This is a genomic window from Runella sp. MFBS21 (assembly GCF_029433105.1).
Taxonomy (GTDB): domain Bacteria; phylum Bacteroidota; class Bacteroidia; order Cytophagales; family Spirosomataceae; genus Runella.
The window spans coordinates 692474-709236 of the sequence record NZ_JARNTW010000001.1 but is presented as its reverse complement, the minus strand read 5'-3'; the positions used below and the strand labels follow the sequence as shown (position 1 = coordinate 709236).

Genomic DNA, 16763 nt, shown 5'->3' with positions numbered 1-16763 from the left:
AGTTCAAAAAAGAAAGCCCCGCGTCAGTTTGGCCACCGTGCGGAGCTTCTCGTAGCAGTTTAAACAATTTTTCAATCATTTAAACAGAGTACAAAATTATGAAAAAAATCGTTTTATCAACGATGGGGGCACTCTTTATGACCGCCCTAATGCTAAGTTGTGACCAATCCAAAGAAACAGGGATCACTCCAACCAACGCTAAAGCACAAGAAGAACCATTAAGCGTAATCGACCAAATGGAAAAAGAAGAAGGAATAAAGTTCTTTAAACGAGATGTAACGTTGACAGATGAAAATACGGGCTTAAAAGTATTTCTACGATTTGCTAGCTTTGATGAAGAAATGCTTGAACAACATTTGGCAAACCATGACTTTAAAATTAAGACAGTATTCAAGGAGTTTCCATCAAAACATTCACCAAGTATCCCTATTAAACAAAAATCTTCAAATCATGATATAAGTACAATAATTACAGAGGTCTTAAAAAAAGAACTACCAAAAGGTGCTACAGGCTATAGTCTAAGCGTCACATCTAAACCATTAAATGGTTTAAATGCCAAAAACGCTAAGATTAACTATTCGAGGGAATGGGAACTTATTAGCGATACATGGCCTGAAGAGTTAGTTATTAGTGTTGTAAGTGGACAAACTATTTCCTATGCATTAGATAAAAAAATGAAATGGTATAGCTCTTGGACTACTTTTTATGAATCAGGAGGTTGGTATCCTCTCCAAGGTCCCGCCACTGATACTCATTGGTTAGATGGGCCAGAAGCTTATGGATTAAGCCCGTGGAAAGTTCGTATAAAGGTTGCTTATGATTCTATGAGTCCAATGTATGATTCCAAAGGATTTACAGCAAATTTTAATCAATATTAACACTTTTCTATAGTTATTGTGGGGAATATCAGTAATTCCCCACATTTAAAACATAGTCATGATGAAAATAAAATACCTTACGATTTCGCTAACAATATTACTAGTCTTCCTTTTAGGCTGTCAAAACACCAAAGATGAGATGATTGAGGCCGAGCTAGACAAAGTTCGTACTTCTTGGGATATTCAGTCTTTTGAGATTAGTGGAAATGTTCCAGATTCACTGAAGAATGTATTAAAAAGTGGTGAGTTTTTATTCAAAGAATGTAAGTATTCACGAAAAACGAGAAAAACAAATACAAGGAGATGTACAGGAGATTTCTTTTTTAATGGCGAGTTTTTTGGTGGTGATTACGAATATAATTCAGACACGAAAAATTATATTATAGCTATTTATATTAAAAATCAATTTCCTGACCCACCTAAAAAACCTACCCCTAGTCAGTTGAAGATAATAGCACTGATGAGCGGTGAGTGGTCTTTGAGTGTAGTCGATAAAAAAATGACTGCCGTACAAATAAAAAATAGCACGCTGCCAGATGTAAAGGTAGGTTTTGTCGCTACCGAAAAATAACACGTATTTAATGTCAACCATGAACTATTGTTGGTTATTTGTTTTTTTTAGTGCTATCGTTCAGGCACAAACCGTTACGTTGAGTGGGTATGTACGAGAAAAAGGAACGCAAGAAAACCTAGTGGGAGTAAGTGTGGGTGTGGAGGGGAGTACGATTGGGACAGTCACCAATGCGTATGGATTTTATTCACTTCATTTGCCTGTCAATCAGGCCCTTTTAGTTCGATTTTCGGCCTTGGGATATGCCACTGAGGAAAGGACGATGACCCTTTCCCAATCGTTCCAACAAAACATCGTGCTTACTGCTCAAGCCAAAGACCTAGATGAAGTCAAGGTAAGCGGACAGCACCCACCTGCGGAAGTAGCACAAATGAGTGTAGTGCGTTTGCCTGTTTCGCAAATCAAACAAATCCCAACCCTGTTGGGCGAAAAAGATGTTATTAAAGCCTTGCAGTTGTTGCCAGGTGTGCAAAAAGGAACGGAAGGAAGTACCGCGCTCTATGTAAGAGGTGGAGGGCCTGACCAAAACCTTATTCTGTTGGATGAAGCTCAGGTATATAATGCCAATCATTTATTTGGATTTTTCTCGGTTTTTAACGGAGATGCTATCAAAAATGTGGATTTTTGGAAAGGTGGCTTTCCCGCCCGCTACGGAGGCCGTTTGTCGTCGGTTATTGATTTACAAATGAAAGAAGGCGGCAAAGACAAAGTGAGGGGAGAAGGGGGAGTGGGATTATTGTCGAGTCGATTGACGTTGGATGGCCCCCTCAAAAAAGGAAAATCGTCGTTCCTTTTGTCAGGCAGACGTACGTATTTAGACTTGCTAACGATGCCCTTGATGCCAAAAGAAGAAAAGTTAGGCTACAGTTTTTATGATTTGAACGCCAAAATAAATCTGGATTTGGGCGACAAAGATAAACTATACCTAAGCGGGTATTTTGGCAATGATGCGCTGCGTGTCAAAGAGTATATTGAACGAACCTCTTCCGTCATCAAAACCAATTCAGGATTAGGATGGGGCAATGCCACAGGTACACTTCGATGGAATCATTTGGTGAATCAAAAGCTTTTTGTGAATACGACCTTAGCGGTTACCGATTTTCGTTTTCGATTATTTGACGAATTTGAGCGTATTCGTAGCGACGGTGGAGAAAACACCCATACTTTTACGGAATTTACTTCCTCCATTCGAGATTACACCCTCAAAACGGATTTTGATTATTTCCCCAACAACGCCCACCAAGTTAAATTTGGAGCATTGGTGACTCATCATCGCTTTAAACCAAGGGCGTATTTTAAAGAAAATAAAGAGGATAACACTGAAGAAAGAGATAATCAAGTCTCTAGTAATCAAGAGTTTGCTGTCTATGTAGAAGATACGTATAGTTATAAGGGTTTCTCATTAAATGCAGGTTTGCGGTTGAATGGTCTCCAAACAACTGCTCGTACTTACGTTTTCTTAGAGCCTCGTCTGACGGCAGGGTATTCTTTGTCTCGCGATTGGTCCCTCAAAATGTCGTATGCGCGCAACAATCAGTTTATCCATTTGTTGACAAACACGGGTACGGGTTTATCAACCGACCTATGGGTGCCCGCCACGGAGCGTGTTCCACCACAGCAAGCCGACCAAGTGGCTGTGGGGTTGAGTAAGGCGTTTCCTAAAGCAGGTCTTCAGTTGACAGTGGAAAGTTATCGTAAGTGGATGCGAGGCATTGTTGCGTATAAAGAAGGAGCTACATTTTTATCTTTTGATGAAGGGGCAAAACCTTTGAAATGGGAAAACAACGTAACAACGGGACGCGCGTGGTCGTATGGGACAGAGTTGCTTTTACAAAAGAACAAAGGTCGATTGACAGGTTGGGTTGGCTATACGCTTTCGTGGACGGTACATCAGTTTGATTCGCTCAACAATGGAAAACGGTTCTATCCCCGCTACGACCGTCGCCATGATTTTTCGCTGGTAGCTTCTTATAAATTATCTCCGAAAGTGACCCTTTCAGCCAATTGGGTCTATGCCACAGGTAATGCGCTGACAGTACCGCAAGGCTTTTACTTTACCCAAGCGGGGCTAGGACAAACGTTTCCTGAACGTTTTGACTACCTAGGAAGCCGCAATAGTTTTAGGGCAGAAGCGTATCACCGATTAGATGTTGCCGTGCAATTTCACAAGAAAAAACGTTGGGGAGAACGTACTTGGGAAGTAGGTCTTTACAATGCGTATAATCGCCAGAACCCTCTTTACTATTATTTAAAAACCGAAAACTCTCCTGAAGGACAACGGAGCAGGTTGGTAAAACGAGCTTTATTCCCCGTAATTCCTTCGGTAACATATAACTTTAAATTTTGATGAGAATAGGTAATTTTTTGGTCGGGTTGGTGAGCATTTGGTTTTTGTCTTGCCAAAGTGGTGTTGAAATAGAAAGAATTTCGCCTGAGAATTTAGTCGCCGTTAGCTCCTTGATTTCTCCCCAAGATTCTATTGTAAAGGTATATGTTTATCAAGGAAAGGCATTAGGAAGCGTGGTTCGTTCGAGTGAAGCAGTCATCAATGATGCCAAAGTTAGCATAGCAGATGATAGCACGGTGCATATGTTACATTTTGATGCAAAGAATAATAGCTATTTTGTGGATAATCGCACCTTAAAAGTCAGGCCTTCAAAAAATTATAAGCTTCAAGTACTGCTTTCAACTGGGGCTATTCTAGCAGGGAATTGTACAGTACCACCCAATCCTGATAAGGCGGTAGTCGAAGGAAATAAAGAAGGAAACGATTATGCTTTTTCCATTCAAAAACCGGCAAACAATGTTTCTTTTTTTACCTTTCATTTTGAGCTTAAAAACGTTGTTTTTGTCCCAAAATTAGGGGCTTCAACGGGTCCTTATTTAGGCTTGTTAGTTGGGAATGGGCTATTCGATGCGAAAGATTTTACAGTCAATTCTATTGAAAATAAGGCCTTTAATGCCTATTTGGCAGAATCTGTATCATTACAAACTGTGCTTTATTCGCTTGACAGCCACAGCTATCATTACCTCAAAACAAGGGCCGAGGCCTACACGTGGGAGGCGAATACGAGTGGCCTTATTCCTAATTTAAAAGAGCCTAAACCTCTTTATTCTAATATTGAAGGTGGGGTGGGTATTTTTGGGGCGTATAATCGTTCTATTAGTCTCACCCCCATTCAATAGTTTAACTACTTAACAATAGGCTGTAAGCCTTTTATTAAAAATGGTTTTAGAGTCTTCGCTGTGATTGACTAAAAAAGTCAAAAAATCGCCTCATCTCCACCCTAAGGTGGAGAAAATTCAAACTTTGGGTTGAAAAGCTTTAGGATTGTTTTACAGAACTTTGTATTTTAATCAAGGGGCTTATGAAATCGTATTTTCTAGTTTCTACTGTTATTTTTTTCATTCACATTTACGACGACGCGTCTATAAGGGAGGCTGTAAATGACACACTACAATCCAAAAGTAAACGGGAAGGGTCTGAAATAGATTTACTAAGCTATTCCATTCCTCCCATGAATGGAAAACCCGTTTCCATAGGGGCGCTTATGGAGCTAAAAACAAAGGGAATCCCGATGATGGAAGAAGAAATTGTTGCTGCAAAAAAACAAAAATCTTGGCAGCAAATGGATTCTCTTTTTCAAGCCCATTACCCTTCTCTCAACGACCCTGAGACTCAATTTGTGTTTGAAGAACACATGGCGCAGATTATATTAAAAGACTTTGGGCTTCTCCTCAACACAGATAAAACAGCCCTAGAACGCACTGCTTTTTATACGGAGCTATTGTACAAAAATAAAGGTGTACACGCGGGGCATCTTTGTCTAGCTCTTACCCAATTGAAAGGGTATTGGCCTAAAGAAAAAATCAAAGAATATGCCCAAGTCACCCACAAACGGGTAAAAGCAGCGATTGAAAAAACGGGAGATTCTGTGCAACAAATAAGAGAAAATTTCAGAGAAAACACCAAAGCACTTTCTCCCCAAGAACTGGCACGGGCTGAAAAGGTAGTAGGTGGAATTATTAAATCTTACGATGAAAATGTTTATTTTCTTAAAAAAATTGAGCATTTGATGGAAGAATAAACGGTGATTTTGTAGCAAGCCATAAACTATATGCTTGTTTTTATTTTTATACTTGGAGAGGAGAAGGCATACCCCTAAATACCTAACAATTAACACCTTTAATAAATTACTATGTAACACCTAGCTAGTATTATTCTTTCTAAAAAAAATCTGGTATATGCACTTTTGGAAGTGGTTTATAATAGGGGCGTTTTGGATGATAAATGAAAAAAGTGTCTATGCCCAACAAGTAATTGTGAAGGTGACGGAAGAAAGAACGGGAGAGCCGCTTTCTTCCGTCAATCTCTCTGACTCCATCACCAACACACACACCCTGACCAATCGGTATGGGCATGGAAGCATGATTTTAGAACGCACGCCCAATTGGATACGGGCATCGCTGATGGGCTATGAAAGCACAAAAATCAAGATTTATGGAGATACCGTTTTAAAAATTGTTTTAAAACCCTATACCCTCCAAGAAGTAGAGGTTAAAGCTAAGTATCAAAATACCGAAAATATTAACCAATTAAGCATCACTCCTACTTTGCTCAATAATCTCCCCAGCTTGGGCGGCGAGAAAGATTTACTCAAAGCGATTGGCGTGTTTGCAGGGGTGAGTATGGGAAGTGAGTTATCGTCGGGTATCAATGTACGGGGTGGTACCAACGATCAAAACCTTTTTTATCTGGATGGAGCACCTATCTATAGCACAGGTCACTTGTTCAATTTTCTGTCTTTGTTTAATGCCGATGCATTACAAAAAGTAAACTTTTATAAAGGAGACTTCCCCGTTGAATTTGGCGGAAGACTTTCGTCGGTTACGGATGTAATGTTTAGAGAAGGCAATAAAAACAGTTGGGAAGGGAAGGCCGAATTAGGAGTAGTGTCTAGCAAGTTTTTAATCGAAGGCCCTATCAAAAAAGACAAGACTTCGTTGCTAATAGCTGGACGGACTGCGTATTTTAATTTGTTTAATATAGGCAAAAAGAAAGCCATTGAAAAAGGAGACCCTAATGGATACTTGGGATATAATTTTTATGATTTAAACCTAAAATTTAACCATACCTTTCACCCAAATCATAAATTATTTATCAGCTACTATCGAGGCAATGATAAATACGAATCACTCCAAAATGACCCTTTTGGAACCACCAGAGACCATAATAGACGAAATCTCACCAATCAGCTATTTTCACTAAGAACTTTTCATGTGTTAAGTTCTCGGTGGTTTCTCCAAACGGGCGCACATTTTACGCGTTATCATTTCGACTACGACGAAGGCCAAACCTCCTATAGTGTAGTATCCACCCGCCCCAAACCTTGGCTGGAGCCAGAGCTTACGTTTAATAAGATTGGCGAAGAAAATAAACGCAGCACTGGCAAAATCAGTGACATATCGGCCAATGTATTGGTTGAAGGAGCCATTACTTCAACAATCAAGGCTAAGATAGGTGGCGATATCATCAAACATACCTACACTCCTATTGACTATCTCCAAAACAATAGCCAAGGTGATAGCTTATCTCTGAAAGAAAATGACGCGAAAGCACTGGAAGGGGGGATTTTTGCGGGTCTTTTGTTCAACCTTTCCCCTCATTTCCAACTGAATATAGGTAGCAGATTCTCTTATTTTATTACCAATCAAGCAAACTACCAAGGCTTTGAACCAAGAGTTTCATTTAGTTTTCGGAAATCGCCCAATCATCAATTTTCATGGGGGATTACTCAAATGAGGCAGTACAATCATGCCTTGCTCAAAAGTGGAGAGTTGGTAGACAAAATCACTTGGGTGCCTTCCACTCCGTCTATCTTACCCCAGCGTGCCTGGCAATATACGGCAGGGTGGAGTCATGCCAATAAGCTGTTTAAACATAGTTTAGGACTGTTCTACAAAAGCATGAAAGACTTGAGCCAGTATCAATATTATTATGGAGACCCCTACCTCTACTACAATTGGCAAAACAATACCCTCTCCAAAGGCCAAGGGAAGGCATATGGTATCGAAATGACGCTTGAGAAAAATTACCGTCGCTGGGATTGGTCCTTGAATTATACCCTTTCGTGGAACAAACGGCAATTTTCCGAACTCAACCAAGGAGCTTGGTTCAACGACCTCTATGACCGCCGGCATGTATTAAATACCACTGCTTTGTTTAAAATCAATAAAACTACTCAGCTTTCGCTGCTGTGGGTGTATTATAGCGGACAGCGATACAATCGACCAGCGGGGCGGATTGTGAGCAGTCCAATGGTGCCCGACCATGTGGTCTATGACAACCTAAACAATGGCAAATATCCTGATTATCATCGGTTAGATGTTTCTTTGACTAAAAAATATTTATTATCTCGCGGACGTTTTTGGGAGCTAAACTTCAACCTTTATAATGCCTATAGTCGCCGAAATACCTATCGGTTATATCCTGCGATAGAAACCATCAGAGATGCCCAAAACCGCCCCATCGAAACCCGAAACGTAGTTAAGTCTACCTCCGTATTTCCAATATTACCATCCATAAGCATTATTTATAAATTCAGATGAGGTCTTTTGTTTGTATTTTTTTGGTAGCAGTGATAGGCTTGGCTTGTGAAGTATCTACCGTCAAAAACGTGGATATTCCTTCTGCTCCTACGAAGTTGGTAGTAAATGGGGTTGCTACCAATGTAGGCATCGGAGTTTTTGTGACAAAAACCTACCCTGTATTGGAGCCTGTGCGAGCCAATCCTCCCCTGTCAGCCATTGTAAGTCTAAAACAGAACGAGCAAGTTTTAGAAACACTACACTTAGAAAACAATCTGTATATCACCAATAAAGCATGGGATTATAATTCTTCTTTTGTAGTAGAAGTACAAAACCCTCAGCTCGGCATCGCCAAAGCATCCCTCGAAGCTTTACCGAGTAGTATTGGTTTAAAAAACGCCTTGGCTTCTCAGATTCCCCAAACTTCGGAGGCTCAGGTGACGATGAGTTTTCAGGATTTACCGGGCGAGAATTTTTATGCTTATAAAATCATTCCCATTTACGAAGGTATTCCTTTTCAAAACGAATCTATTTACCAAATTCCTACCAACAAGCTATTGTCAGACGTAGGTTTTGAATCCCAAATACATACTATTAAAGATAGAATATTTTTACGCAAAGACCTCGGCAATAATCAAGACGTTGTAGCTCGTCAGCTTAAAATCTGCTTCTATCATCTCTCAAAAAATACCTATGATTACTATCGTCTGGTGCATGATTACGACTCCTATCATGATGATGCTTTTGCCCAGTCTATTTCAGTCAGCAACAACATCCAAAATGGCTACGGATATGTAGGCGTTTGCCATATGGATACCCTCACAGTCAACATAAAACAATAACTCCCATGAAAAACATCACAAATCTCATCTATGTAGCTTCTCTCGGTATTCTGACCACCATCCAAAGTGCAGCCCAAATCGCCGAAGGTATCGCTTTTGGCCTAAAAGGAGGAGTCAATCAGAATAGTACAACTATTGTCAAAAAACCTAGGAATCTTAGTCTTACTCTAACTGGCATCGGCAATGAAGACGGATTTCAGGCAGGAGGTTGGGCCACAATCCGATTGAATCGGTGGCTATTTATAGATAATGATCTCTACTTTTTACGCCGAGGTAATCGCTATGAAGATCCATTTCATAAAGAAATTGTGTTTGCGATCAATAAGTATAATTATATAGGGTTAGGAAGTAGAATGGGAATCACTTACAAAGGCATTTTCGCAAGCGTAGGCCCTGAATTAAATTTCTTAATCTCTGATAAGACAAAAATGTTAGGCGCAGAAGAACTTCAAAAATTGGAATTTGGAATAAATGGACGCCTAGGGTATCAATACAAGTGGGTAAGAGCGGAAGTATTTTATTCTCGAAGTCTTTCACCTTATGATTTAAGAATAGTACATTCTATTCCTGAAAAACCAAGATATCTATTTATGAGTCGAAGTATTGGGGTTTCGGTGGGTATTATGTTGTTTAAATCAAAAAAAGCAAGTAAACCTTAACCTTAAATAGGCTATCAGAAAAAAAGCGTTTTATTCGCTTTAACCATTCCTTATGATAACATAATAAAGTCTCATAGATTTGGAGCTAACACTGTAATAAAATATTGCAATCTTATGAAATGCACGTATTATATTATTCTTTTATGGCTCTTTGCTATGGTTGGGAATGCCCAGCCCATTCCACAGGTTACTGTCCAAAACCCAGAAATCGTAAAACATCTCCTGAATTATATTCATGACTCGCGAAGCAAAGGTTTTTTGCCTGACTCTTTAGGTATTGTGGTACTTTCTATGCCTGCTGGCGGAGGCACTTTACATCTTATGGCGATTCGAAAAGCCCCTTCTTCTTTTTTTAGTAAGAAGGTGATTCCAGCCTATTATACTTTCATTGATGGCGTGTTCGTATTGGTAAGGTCGGGTTTTGAGGTTAGTTTCAAATACCCTGACTCGTTTTTTAAAGAACTTGACAAGTTTGTAGAAAGCTACTATACTCCCCAAAAAAAGAGGAATAAAAATTCCCCTAAAACAATTAAAGAGGCTACCGAGAGCTTTGAAGGAGGAGTCTATAATGGCACTTTTATAAAGTTGTAATCTTGTGTATCTTCAAATTTTTAACATCATGAAATTTCTTTGGTTATTCATTTTTGGATTTTCAATAAGTGTTTGTAGCACCGCCCAATCGGTTCCTAATGTGAAAATTAAAAACCCCGCCCATTTAAAATTAATTAGTAATTATATTGCTGAGTGTAAACTCAAAACCATAATTAATGACACGCTTGGGCTTGTGTTTGTAACCTACAATCGGATCGGTGATGGCTATACCATTCATCTATCTGCTATTAAAGAAGAGAGAAAATCTTATTTTACGCTTATCAGAGTTCCGACACAATATACATTTGTTGACGAAGTTCTGGTTTTGTTCGGGAGTTCTGGGTTGTACCAAACTCAATTTTCACCCTCCTATTTACAAGCTGTAGATACCCTCGTGGAAGGTCACTTTAAAAGATTAGAAGAAGAGGGAGGGATGTTTGTAAAATGGGAAAACATCAACGGTAAACTTGTCAAAATTAAGTATATATCTATGGGGGGAGTACACAATGGTACGCTTGTTACCTTTAAGTTTGATGATAAAATACAACGCATCACCAAAGCCCTTTAGGATAAAGAGTAAAACAATACATCTAATACCCAAAAAAGCCTGTCTTTGTGGAGACAGGCTTTTTTGGGTATATAAAAAAATCGTAGGGGATTACCCTTGCGATAAGGCTTCGGCACCCCCTACGATTTCGAGAATTTCTTTCGTAATCGCAGCTTGGCGAGAACGGTTGTACTCCAAACGCAACGCTTTGATAAGCTCTTGGGCGTTTTCGGTCGCTTTGTCCATCGCGGTCATACGGGCACCATGCTCAGAGGCATTAGACTCTAGTACTGCGCGATATAGTTGGATTTTGAGCGTTTTAGGAATCAAATCTTGTACGATTTGCTCCTCAGAAGGCTCAAATATATAGTCAACTTTTGAAGTAGGCATTTTTTTCAAAGCCTCTTCATCGGCTACGATTGGCAAAAACTGCGTCGTATTTATGATTTGAGTAGCTACGTTTTTAAATTCATTAAAAACGATTTCTACCGCATCGTACTTTCCTTCTTGGAAATCAGTCATGATGCTCTCAGCTGCTTCTTTTACCACCCCAAAGCTCAAACGAGTATAGACATCCATGAATTTGGTATTGACTTGGTAGCCTCTCCGCGCAAAAGCCTCGCCTCCTTTTTTACCCAAAGCCAAAATCTCTACATTGCCTTTAGCGGCTTGAGTAGGGTATTTTTCTTGGATAAGGGCAACCGCCGCTTTGATGACGTTGGTATTGAAGGCACCGCAAAGGCCACGGTCAGAAGTGACCGTTACTATCAACACTTTTTCCACTGTGCGAACCTGCTTAAAAGGGCTATCAGCGGCAGTCTCAGCAGCAGCCGATACCGTCGCAAGCATTTCGCTCAACTTACGTGCGTAGGGGCGCATCTGTAAGATAGCGTCTTGAGCGCGACGAAGTTTGGCAGCGGCCACCATTTTCATGGCCTTCGTGATTTGTTGGGTCGAGTTGACCGAGGTGATTCTATTCCGAACTTCTTTCAGTGAAGCCATTTTTTTATTACGATCTTAATCGTTGAAAGATTGTTGTTAATAGTTAAATGTCAATGGTTAATCGGAGGCCCCTATTAACAATTAACGATTAACTTTTTTAGCTGACTTTTTTTAACCAAATACTTGACCCACGACCGCGTGTAGCGTAAGTAGGCATGTGTTTGGAAAGCCAATCTGCGTGAAAAGTCTGTAGAAAATCGTTGTGAAACAATATCTCAAACTTATCTTGGTACATAAGGAAAGCCCTTAATATATAAGCCTCATTCCATCCAAAACGACCATTGCCGTCAATCACCCATGCCTTGGGATACTCAAACGGATAAAACACATCATGTACGTGAACAATCACGCCGGGCTTGAGACGCGGAAAAATTTCAAATAAGAAATAGTTCACATCGCTTCCCGTTTTGGAGACGTGCGTAGAATCAATGAACAAAATATCATTTGCCTGAAGTTGCTCGAAATATTCTACGGGAATATCCTGTAAAGTTTTCTCAAAGATAGTAGTCTGCTTGTGGTCGGCAGGTGTCAGTAGCGAGTACAGCCTGCCAGGATAAGGCTCAATAAAAGTGAATTTAACGCTTTGATTCAGAAACCGTTCGTTGGTATCTAGCATCACTGCCGACGAAAACCCAGACCCCGCTTCAATGATTTGCTGAGGACGGAAATGCCGCATCATACAATGAAGCGTAGTAGCATCAGCGTGAATAAAATATTTATTGACAAAATAATACCGAAACCCTTCTTGTGGCTCATCCGTAAATGGAACGGAAGGGTAATAAGATTTTGCAAAAGTTTTCATCAACTCCACCTGTGCCTCTTCTCTCAAGTCGATACCGGGGAGGGTTCGAGGCGGTTCGGGATAAATTTGACTTTCTCTTCTGCGTACTTCTTCAACCGATACGATAGGACTATAAAAATGCCCTGCCGGAACCCGGGTGCGGTACTTGCCAATAAATCGGGCTACGTCCCCAATAAGGGGCGTAGCCTTAACGATTTCTTTAATGCGCGACATTCGAGGCGATTATGCGTATTTAGTGGCCAATTCGCGACCCACTTTTTTGATAGTATCAGTTACGGCGTCATCCAATTTACCAGCGGCTAGGCTAGTCAATACTTGTGGATGAGTAGCTTTCAATAAATGAATAAATTCGGTCTCGAATTCTTTCACTTTAGATACAGCTACTTTATCAAGTACACCATTGATAGAAGCGTAGATAATCGCCACTTGCTCTCCTACGCTTACTGGTGAGAATTGTCCTTGTTTCAAAATCTCTTGGTTGCGACGACCACGGTCAATGGTAAGCTTGGTAGAAGCATCAAGATCAGAACCAAATTTGGCAAACGCTTCCAATTCGCGGAACTGAGCTTGGTCAAGCTTCAAAGTACCCGCTACTTTTTTCATTGATTTGATTTGGGCATTACCTCCCACGCGCGATACCGAGATACCTACGTTGATAGCTGGACGAATACCTGAGTTAAACAAGTTTGACTCAAGGAATATCTGACCGTCAGTAATCGAGATTACGTTGGTAGGAATATAAGCCGAAACGTCACCCGCTTGAGTTTCAATGATTGGAAGAGCGGTCAATGAACCACCGCCTTTTACTTTGTCTTTCAACGAAGGTGGCAAGTCATTCATATTTTTAGCAATTTCGTCAGACGAAGTTACTTTGGCTGCACGTTCCAACAAACGGCTGTGGAGGTAAAATACGTCTCCAGGGTAAGCTTCACGTCCTGGAGGGCGGCGAAGGAGTAGAGATACTTCACGGTAAGCTACGGCTTGTTTTGACAAATCATCATAAACTACCAAAGCAGGACGGCCCGTATCGCGGAAATACTCACCAATAGCCGCACCAGTAAATGGCGCAAAGAATTGCATTGGAGATGGGTCAGAAGCAGCAGCTGATACGATGACAGTGTAGTCCATTGCACCATATCTACGAAGGGTAGCTTCTACTTGTTTTACGGTTGAGGCTTTCTGACCACAAGCTACGTAGATACAATATACAGGCTCTCCTTTATCGTAAAACTCTTTTTGGTTAATGATAGTATCGATACAAACTGCCGTTTTACCAGTTTGACGGTCACCGATTACAAGCTCACGTTGGCCACGTCCGATAGGAATCATGGCATCGATTGATTTGATACCTGTTTGAAGAGGCTCGGTTACAGGCTGGCGATAAATTACCCCTGGCGCTTTACGCTCAAGTGGCATTTCAAAGGTTTCGCCTAAGATTGGGCCTGCACCATCGATAGGCTCAGCCAATGTGTTTACTACACGTCCTACGATTCCTTCGCCTACTTTTACAGAGGCGATTTCGCCAGTACGTTTTACGGTATCACCTTCTTTGATTTCGGTTGACTCGCCGAGCAATACCGCTCCGACATTGTCTTCCTCGAGGTTAAGTGCGAGTGCCTTTAGGCCATTTTCAAAAACGAGCAACTCCCCTGCTTGTACTTTTGTTAAGCCGTAGATACGAGCTACCCCGTCACCTACTTGCAGCACTGTACCTACTTCTTCGAGTTGAGCTTCGGTCTTAGCACCGGCCAATTGCTCCCGAAGTATCGCCGAAACCTCATCCGGTCTTACAGCTACCATATTATGTTGTTAAGTTTATAGTGATTCATAAATTTGCCGCAAAAATAGATTATAAAAATGACAATTCAGAGGCCGAACAACTTTTTTCTACTAATAATTATACATTTTGGAGAAAAAACGGCCAATTGCGGCAAATTCTTTGGGTTTTTAAAAGATTTCAACCCCTATCATCTCAAAATTCCAACAATCTTAGCCGTCTTTTTAGGCTTCACTCACAGAAGACTTTAAGATTGTTTGAATTTGCCCCACCACTTTTGATTGTACTTCCAAAGTTTCGAGTGGCTCAGCGTACTCCACAAATACATTGGAACGAGCAAATTTTAGACCAGCACTACGTATGTGATTGTGTTTCAAATACACCGGAAAATTGGCAATAGGAAAGAAAGGATATCCGGCACTTTTGTAAAAAGTGAAGGTAGGGCAAAAAACGCAACAAAGATGCTCAGGAAACGAATCCAAAGTAATAGCAAAGGAGGCACTCTTGGCCAAAACTGCAATCTCATAAATATTGATCTGAGAAGAAGAGTCAACCAAATAGCTAGCATAGGCAGTATTGATTTGGGAGATGATTTGGGCCGAAAAGCTAGTTTGTCCACAAAACACAATCGACAGGGGTTTCTCTTCTAATATTCTTGTCAACATTTGCGCCCAATAGGCCGAGGATAATTGCCGCTGTGGATGCCCTGACTCAGGAAATACCAAACAATATTCACTGCCAATAGACGGGATTTTTTGTAAGACATTATGGAGTGTTAAGTCGGGAGGCAAATACAAATAGGGCTTTACCGATGCTAAGTCGCCTTCTACTCCAATTTCTTTTAAGAGCATCAGGTACATATCAAAATGATGAAATTCAGAAGTAGGAAGTTCAAATTCTTTATCAAGCAATCCCCCTAAACCTCTCCGACTAAATCCATAAGCTTTTTTTACTTCAATAAACGGTAAAATAAAATGAGCAACAGCATTAGAATACCTTAGGTCGATATAATAATCATATTCTGAAGCCTTTAACAGCGGAAGAGCTTCTTTGAAACTACGGTAATGATCAACTACCTTGGCCCAAAATGAAATGTTTTGGCGGTTTGTCTGGAAATGATTTAACGTAATGAGTTGATTAATGTAAGGGTTGATCTGATTAATAGCTTGACACCATTTAGGAGCCAATAAATCAATCTGAGCCTTAGGATATTTTGCCTTAATGATGGGAAACAAATAAGTAGTAGTAAGGGCGTCTCCCAGATGCCCTAAAGAAGCAATTAAAATCTTTGGAGCTTCGACTGACACTTCTGGTAGTTTCCGACGTTTGTAGAAGGCACTTGCATATAAATCTACAAAAAAATCGATAACCCTCATAGGCAGGGTTTCACGGGGGGTACCAGAATATTTGCGTTTTAAAAACTTCATATTGTTTTTTCACTCAACTCATAACCAAACTTGGCTATTTCTTTTTTCCAAAATTCTGTCTCATAGATATCCCACGCATGGCACCCAAAAGGTAAGCCGCCGTTGAGTTTTACGGCTTTTTGGGGCAAATGCTCTGCCGAAAAACGAAGAGCTGTGCGCCAATCAGGAATCCGCAAACGAGGATAATACCTATTCATTTCGATACAAAAGAACATATCCTCATTATAAAAATTGCTAGAATGAGAAAGGTACTCTTCGATTTTGGATTGATGGGTTAGTACTATATCTAATAGCTTTTGGGTTTTGCGAAGCGAAAAGCCCCCGTTTCCCACACTAAACTTCAAAACTACGTCATAAGGAATTACCTCATTGACCTCGTTTTTGCTGCTCAATTTTAGCCAAATCGCCAATTTCTTTTTTAATAAAAAATAAGCATAATCCCAACCCGACGAAAACTCCCGCTCTATCCGCCAAGGTGCGCCAATATAGTCATACCCCTCATTGCACCAATATACCAACTCATCCTTAAACACAAATGCATCTAACTGATATATCAACATATACTTATAGTCCAGAAAACGTTGATAAAATTCTGGAGCTAACATCAAACGATTATAGGTATGAACAGACTTAAAATAACTATCGTCGAAAGTTTCAACGCTTAGTTGAGGGTACTGTTTCTCTATATTTTTGATATCCAATGAGATTGGTTTAATCACTATCAAAGGATGTTTGCCTAGTACTTTCACACATTGTTCTAAAGATACTTTTTCAAACGTTGATAGTGTATTTTTGTAAATTGGAATAACAACAGCTGCTAATGGCATAATTTCTTATCAAAATGGTAGAGTTTTATCATAACAGTATAATGCAAAAACTCTTGTGCTTAGGATGTTGGACAAAGGTACAAAAAAATACCTTTGACTCTGTGATATAGCTTGCTATAACATCTTATGGCTTAGACAGAATACTAGTCTATTTGAATGTGCTTTTGAAGAAATACATCCTTAGACTTTTAAGGTTTTCTATCTTTCTATCATGATATATTTGCCCTATTGCTAATTTTACAACGCGGTTGA

Annotated in this window: 15 protein-coding genes; 10 read left to right on the top strand and 5 right to left on the bottom strand. The window is 40.1% G+C overall.

Annotation, left to right across the window (positions count from 1 at the left end):
- The first annotated feature begins 98 nt into the window (after positions 1-98).
- The 10 genes from P1X15_RS02770 to P1X15_RS02725 all read left to right on the top strand — a co-directional run bounded on the left by P1X15_RS02770 (position 99) and on the right by P1X15_RS02725 (position 10697).
- A complete protein-coding gene (locus P1X15_RS02770; protein ID WP_277336606.1) occupies positions 99-878 on the top strand; it encodes a hypothetical protein in 780 nt (259 codons plus the stop codon).
- 58 nt (positions 879-936) lie between these two features.
- Positions 937-1449 (top strand): hypothetical protein, encoded by a 513-nt coding sequence (locus P1X15_RS02765; RefSeq protein WP_277336605.1) that lies wholly within the window; start codon positions 937-939, stop codon positions 1447-1449.
- A gap of 19 nt (positions 1450-1468) precedes the next feature.
- Positions 1469-3796, top strand: a complete 2328-nt coding sequence (locus tag P1X15_RS02760) for a TonB-dependent receptor (protein ID WP_277336604.1) — start codon at positions 1469-1471, stop codon at positions 3794-3796.
- Positions 3796-4635 carry a DUF4249 family protein gene (locus tag P1X15_RS02755; RefSeq protein ID WP_277336603.1) on the top strand — a complete coding sequence of 280 codons (840 nt, stop codon included), beginning with the start codon at positions 3796-3798 and terminating at the stop codon, positions 4633-4635. Before P1X15_RS02760 ends, P1X15_RS02755 begins: the two co-directional genes overlap by 1 nt.
- A gap of 182 nt (positions 4636-4817) precedes the next feature.
- Positions 4818-5537, top strand: a complete 720-nt coding sequence (locus P1X15_RS02750; RefSeq protein ID WP_277336602.1) for a hypothetical protein — start codon at positions 4818-4820, stop codon at positions 5535-5537.
- 157 nt (positions 5538-5694) lie between these two features.
- Positions 5695-8058 carry a TonB-dependent receptor plug domain-containing protein gene (locus tag P1X15_RS02745; protein ID WP_277336601.1) on the top strand — a complete coding sequence of 788 codons (2364 nt, stop codon included), beginning with the start codon at positions 5695-5697 and terminating at the stop codon, positions 8056-8058.
- Complete coding sequence (locus P1X15_RS02740; RefSeq protein ID WP_277336600.1) at positions 8055-8879, top strand: DUF4249 domain-containing protein; 825 nt, start codon at positions 8055-8057, stop codon at positions 8877-8879. The genes P1X15_RS02745 and P1X15_RS02740 overlap by 4 nt, the downstream gene beginning before the upstream one ends.
- Positions 8880-8884: 5 nt before the next feature.
- On the top strand, positions 8885-9538 hold the full coding sequence (locus tag P1X15_RS02735; RefSeq protein ID WP_277336599.1) for a hypothetical protein: 654 nt from the start codon (positions 8885-8887) through the stop codon (positions 9536-9538).
- 114 nt (positions 9539-9652) lie between these two features.
- On the top strand, positions 9653-10129 hold the full coding sequence (locus P1X15_RS02730) for a hypothetical protein (RefSeq protein ID WP_277336598.1): 477 nt from the start codon (positions 9653-9655) through the stop codon (positions 10127-10129).
- A 28-nt stretch (positions 10130-10157) separates the two neighbouring features.
- Positions 10158-10697, top strand: coding sequence for a hypothetical protein (locus tag P1X15_RS02725; protein ID WP_277336597.1), 540 nt, complete (start codon positions 10158-10160; stop codon positions 10695-10697).
- A 90-nt stretch (positions 10698-10787) separates the two neighbouring features.
- On the opposite strand, the gene atpG is transcribed toward P1X15_RS02725, so the two are convergent.
- From atpG to P1X15_RS02700, 5 genes are all read right to left on the bottom strand, one after another.
- Positions 10788-11678, bottom strand: a complete 891-nt coding sequence (gene atpG / locus P1X15_RS02720) for an ATP synthase F1 subunit gamma (protein WP_277336596.1) — start codon at positions 11676-11678, stop codon at positions 10788-10790.
- A gap of 97 nt (positions 11679-11775) precedes the next feature.
- Entirely contained in the window at positions 11776-12693 is a 918-nt protein-coding gene (locus P1X15_RS02715; RefSeq protein ID WP_277336595.1) for a class I SAM-dependent methyltransferase, read from the bottom strand.
- 9 nt (positions 12694-12702) lie between these two features.
- Complete coding sequence (atpA, locus tag P1X15_RS02710) at positions 12703-14280, bottom strand: F0F1 ATP synthase subunit alpha (protein WP_277336594.1); 1578 nt, start codon at positions 14278-14280, stop codon at positions 12703-12705.
- Positions 14281-14481: 201 nt separating this feature from the next.
- Positions 14482-15684, bottom strand: coding sequence for a glycosyltransferase family 9 protein (locus P1X15_RS02705; protein WP_277336593.1), 1203 nt, complete (start codon positions 15682-15684; stop codon positions 14482-14484).
- Positions 15681-16403, bottom strand: coding sequence for a DUF5672 family protein (locus P1X15_RS02700; protein ID WP_277336592.1), 723 nt, complete (start codon positions 16401-16403; stop codon positions 15681-15683). Before P1X15_RS02700 ends, P1X15_RS02705 begins: the two co-directional genes overlap by 4 nt.
- Between the last annotated feature and the right edge of the window lie 360 nt (positions 16404-16763).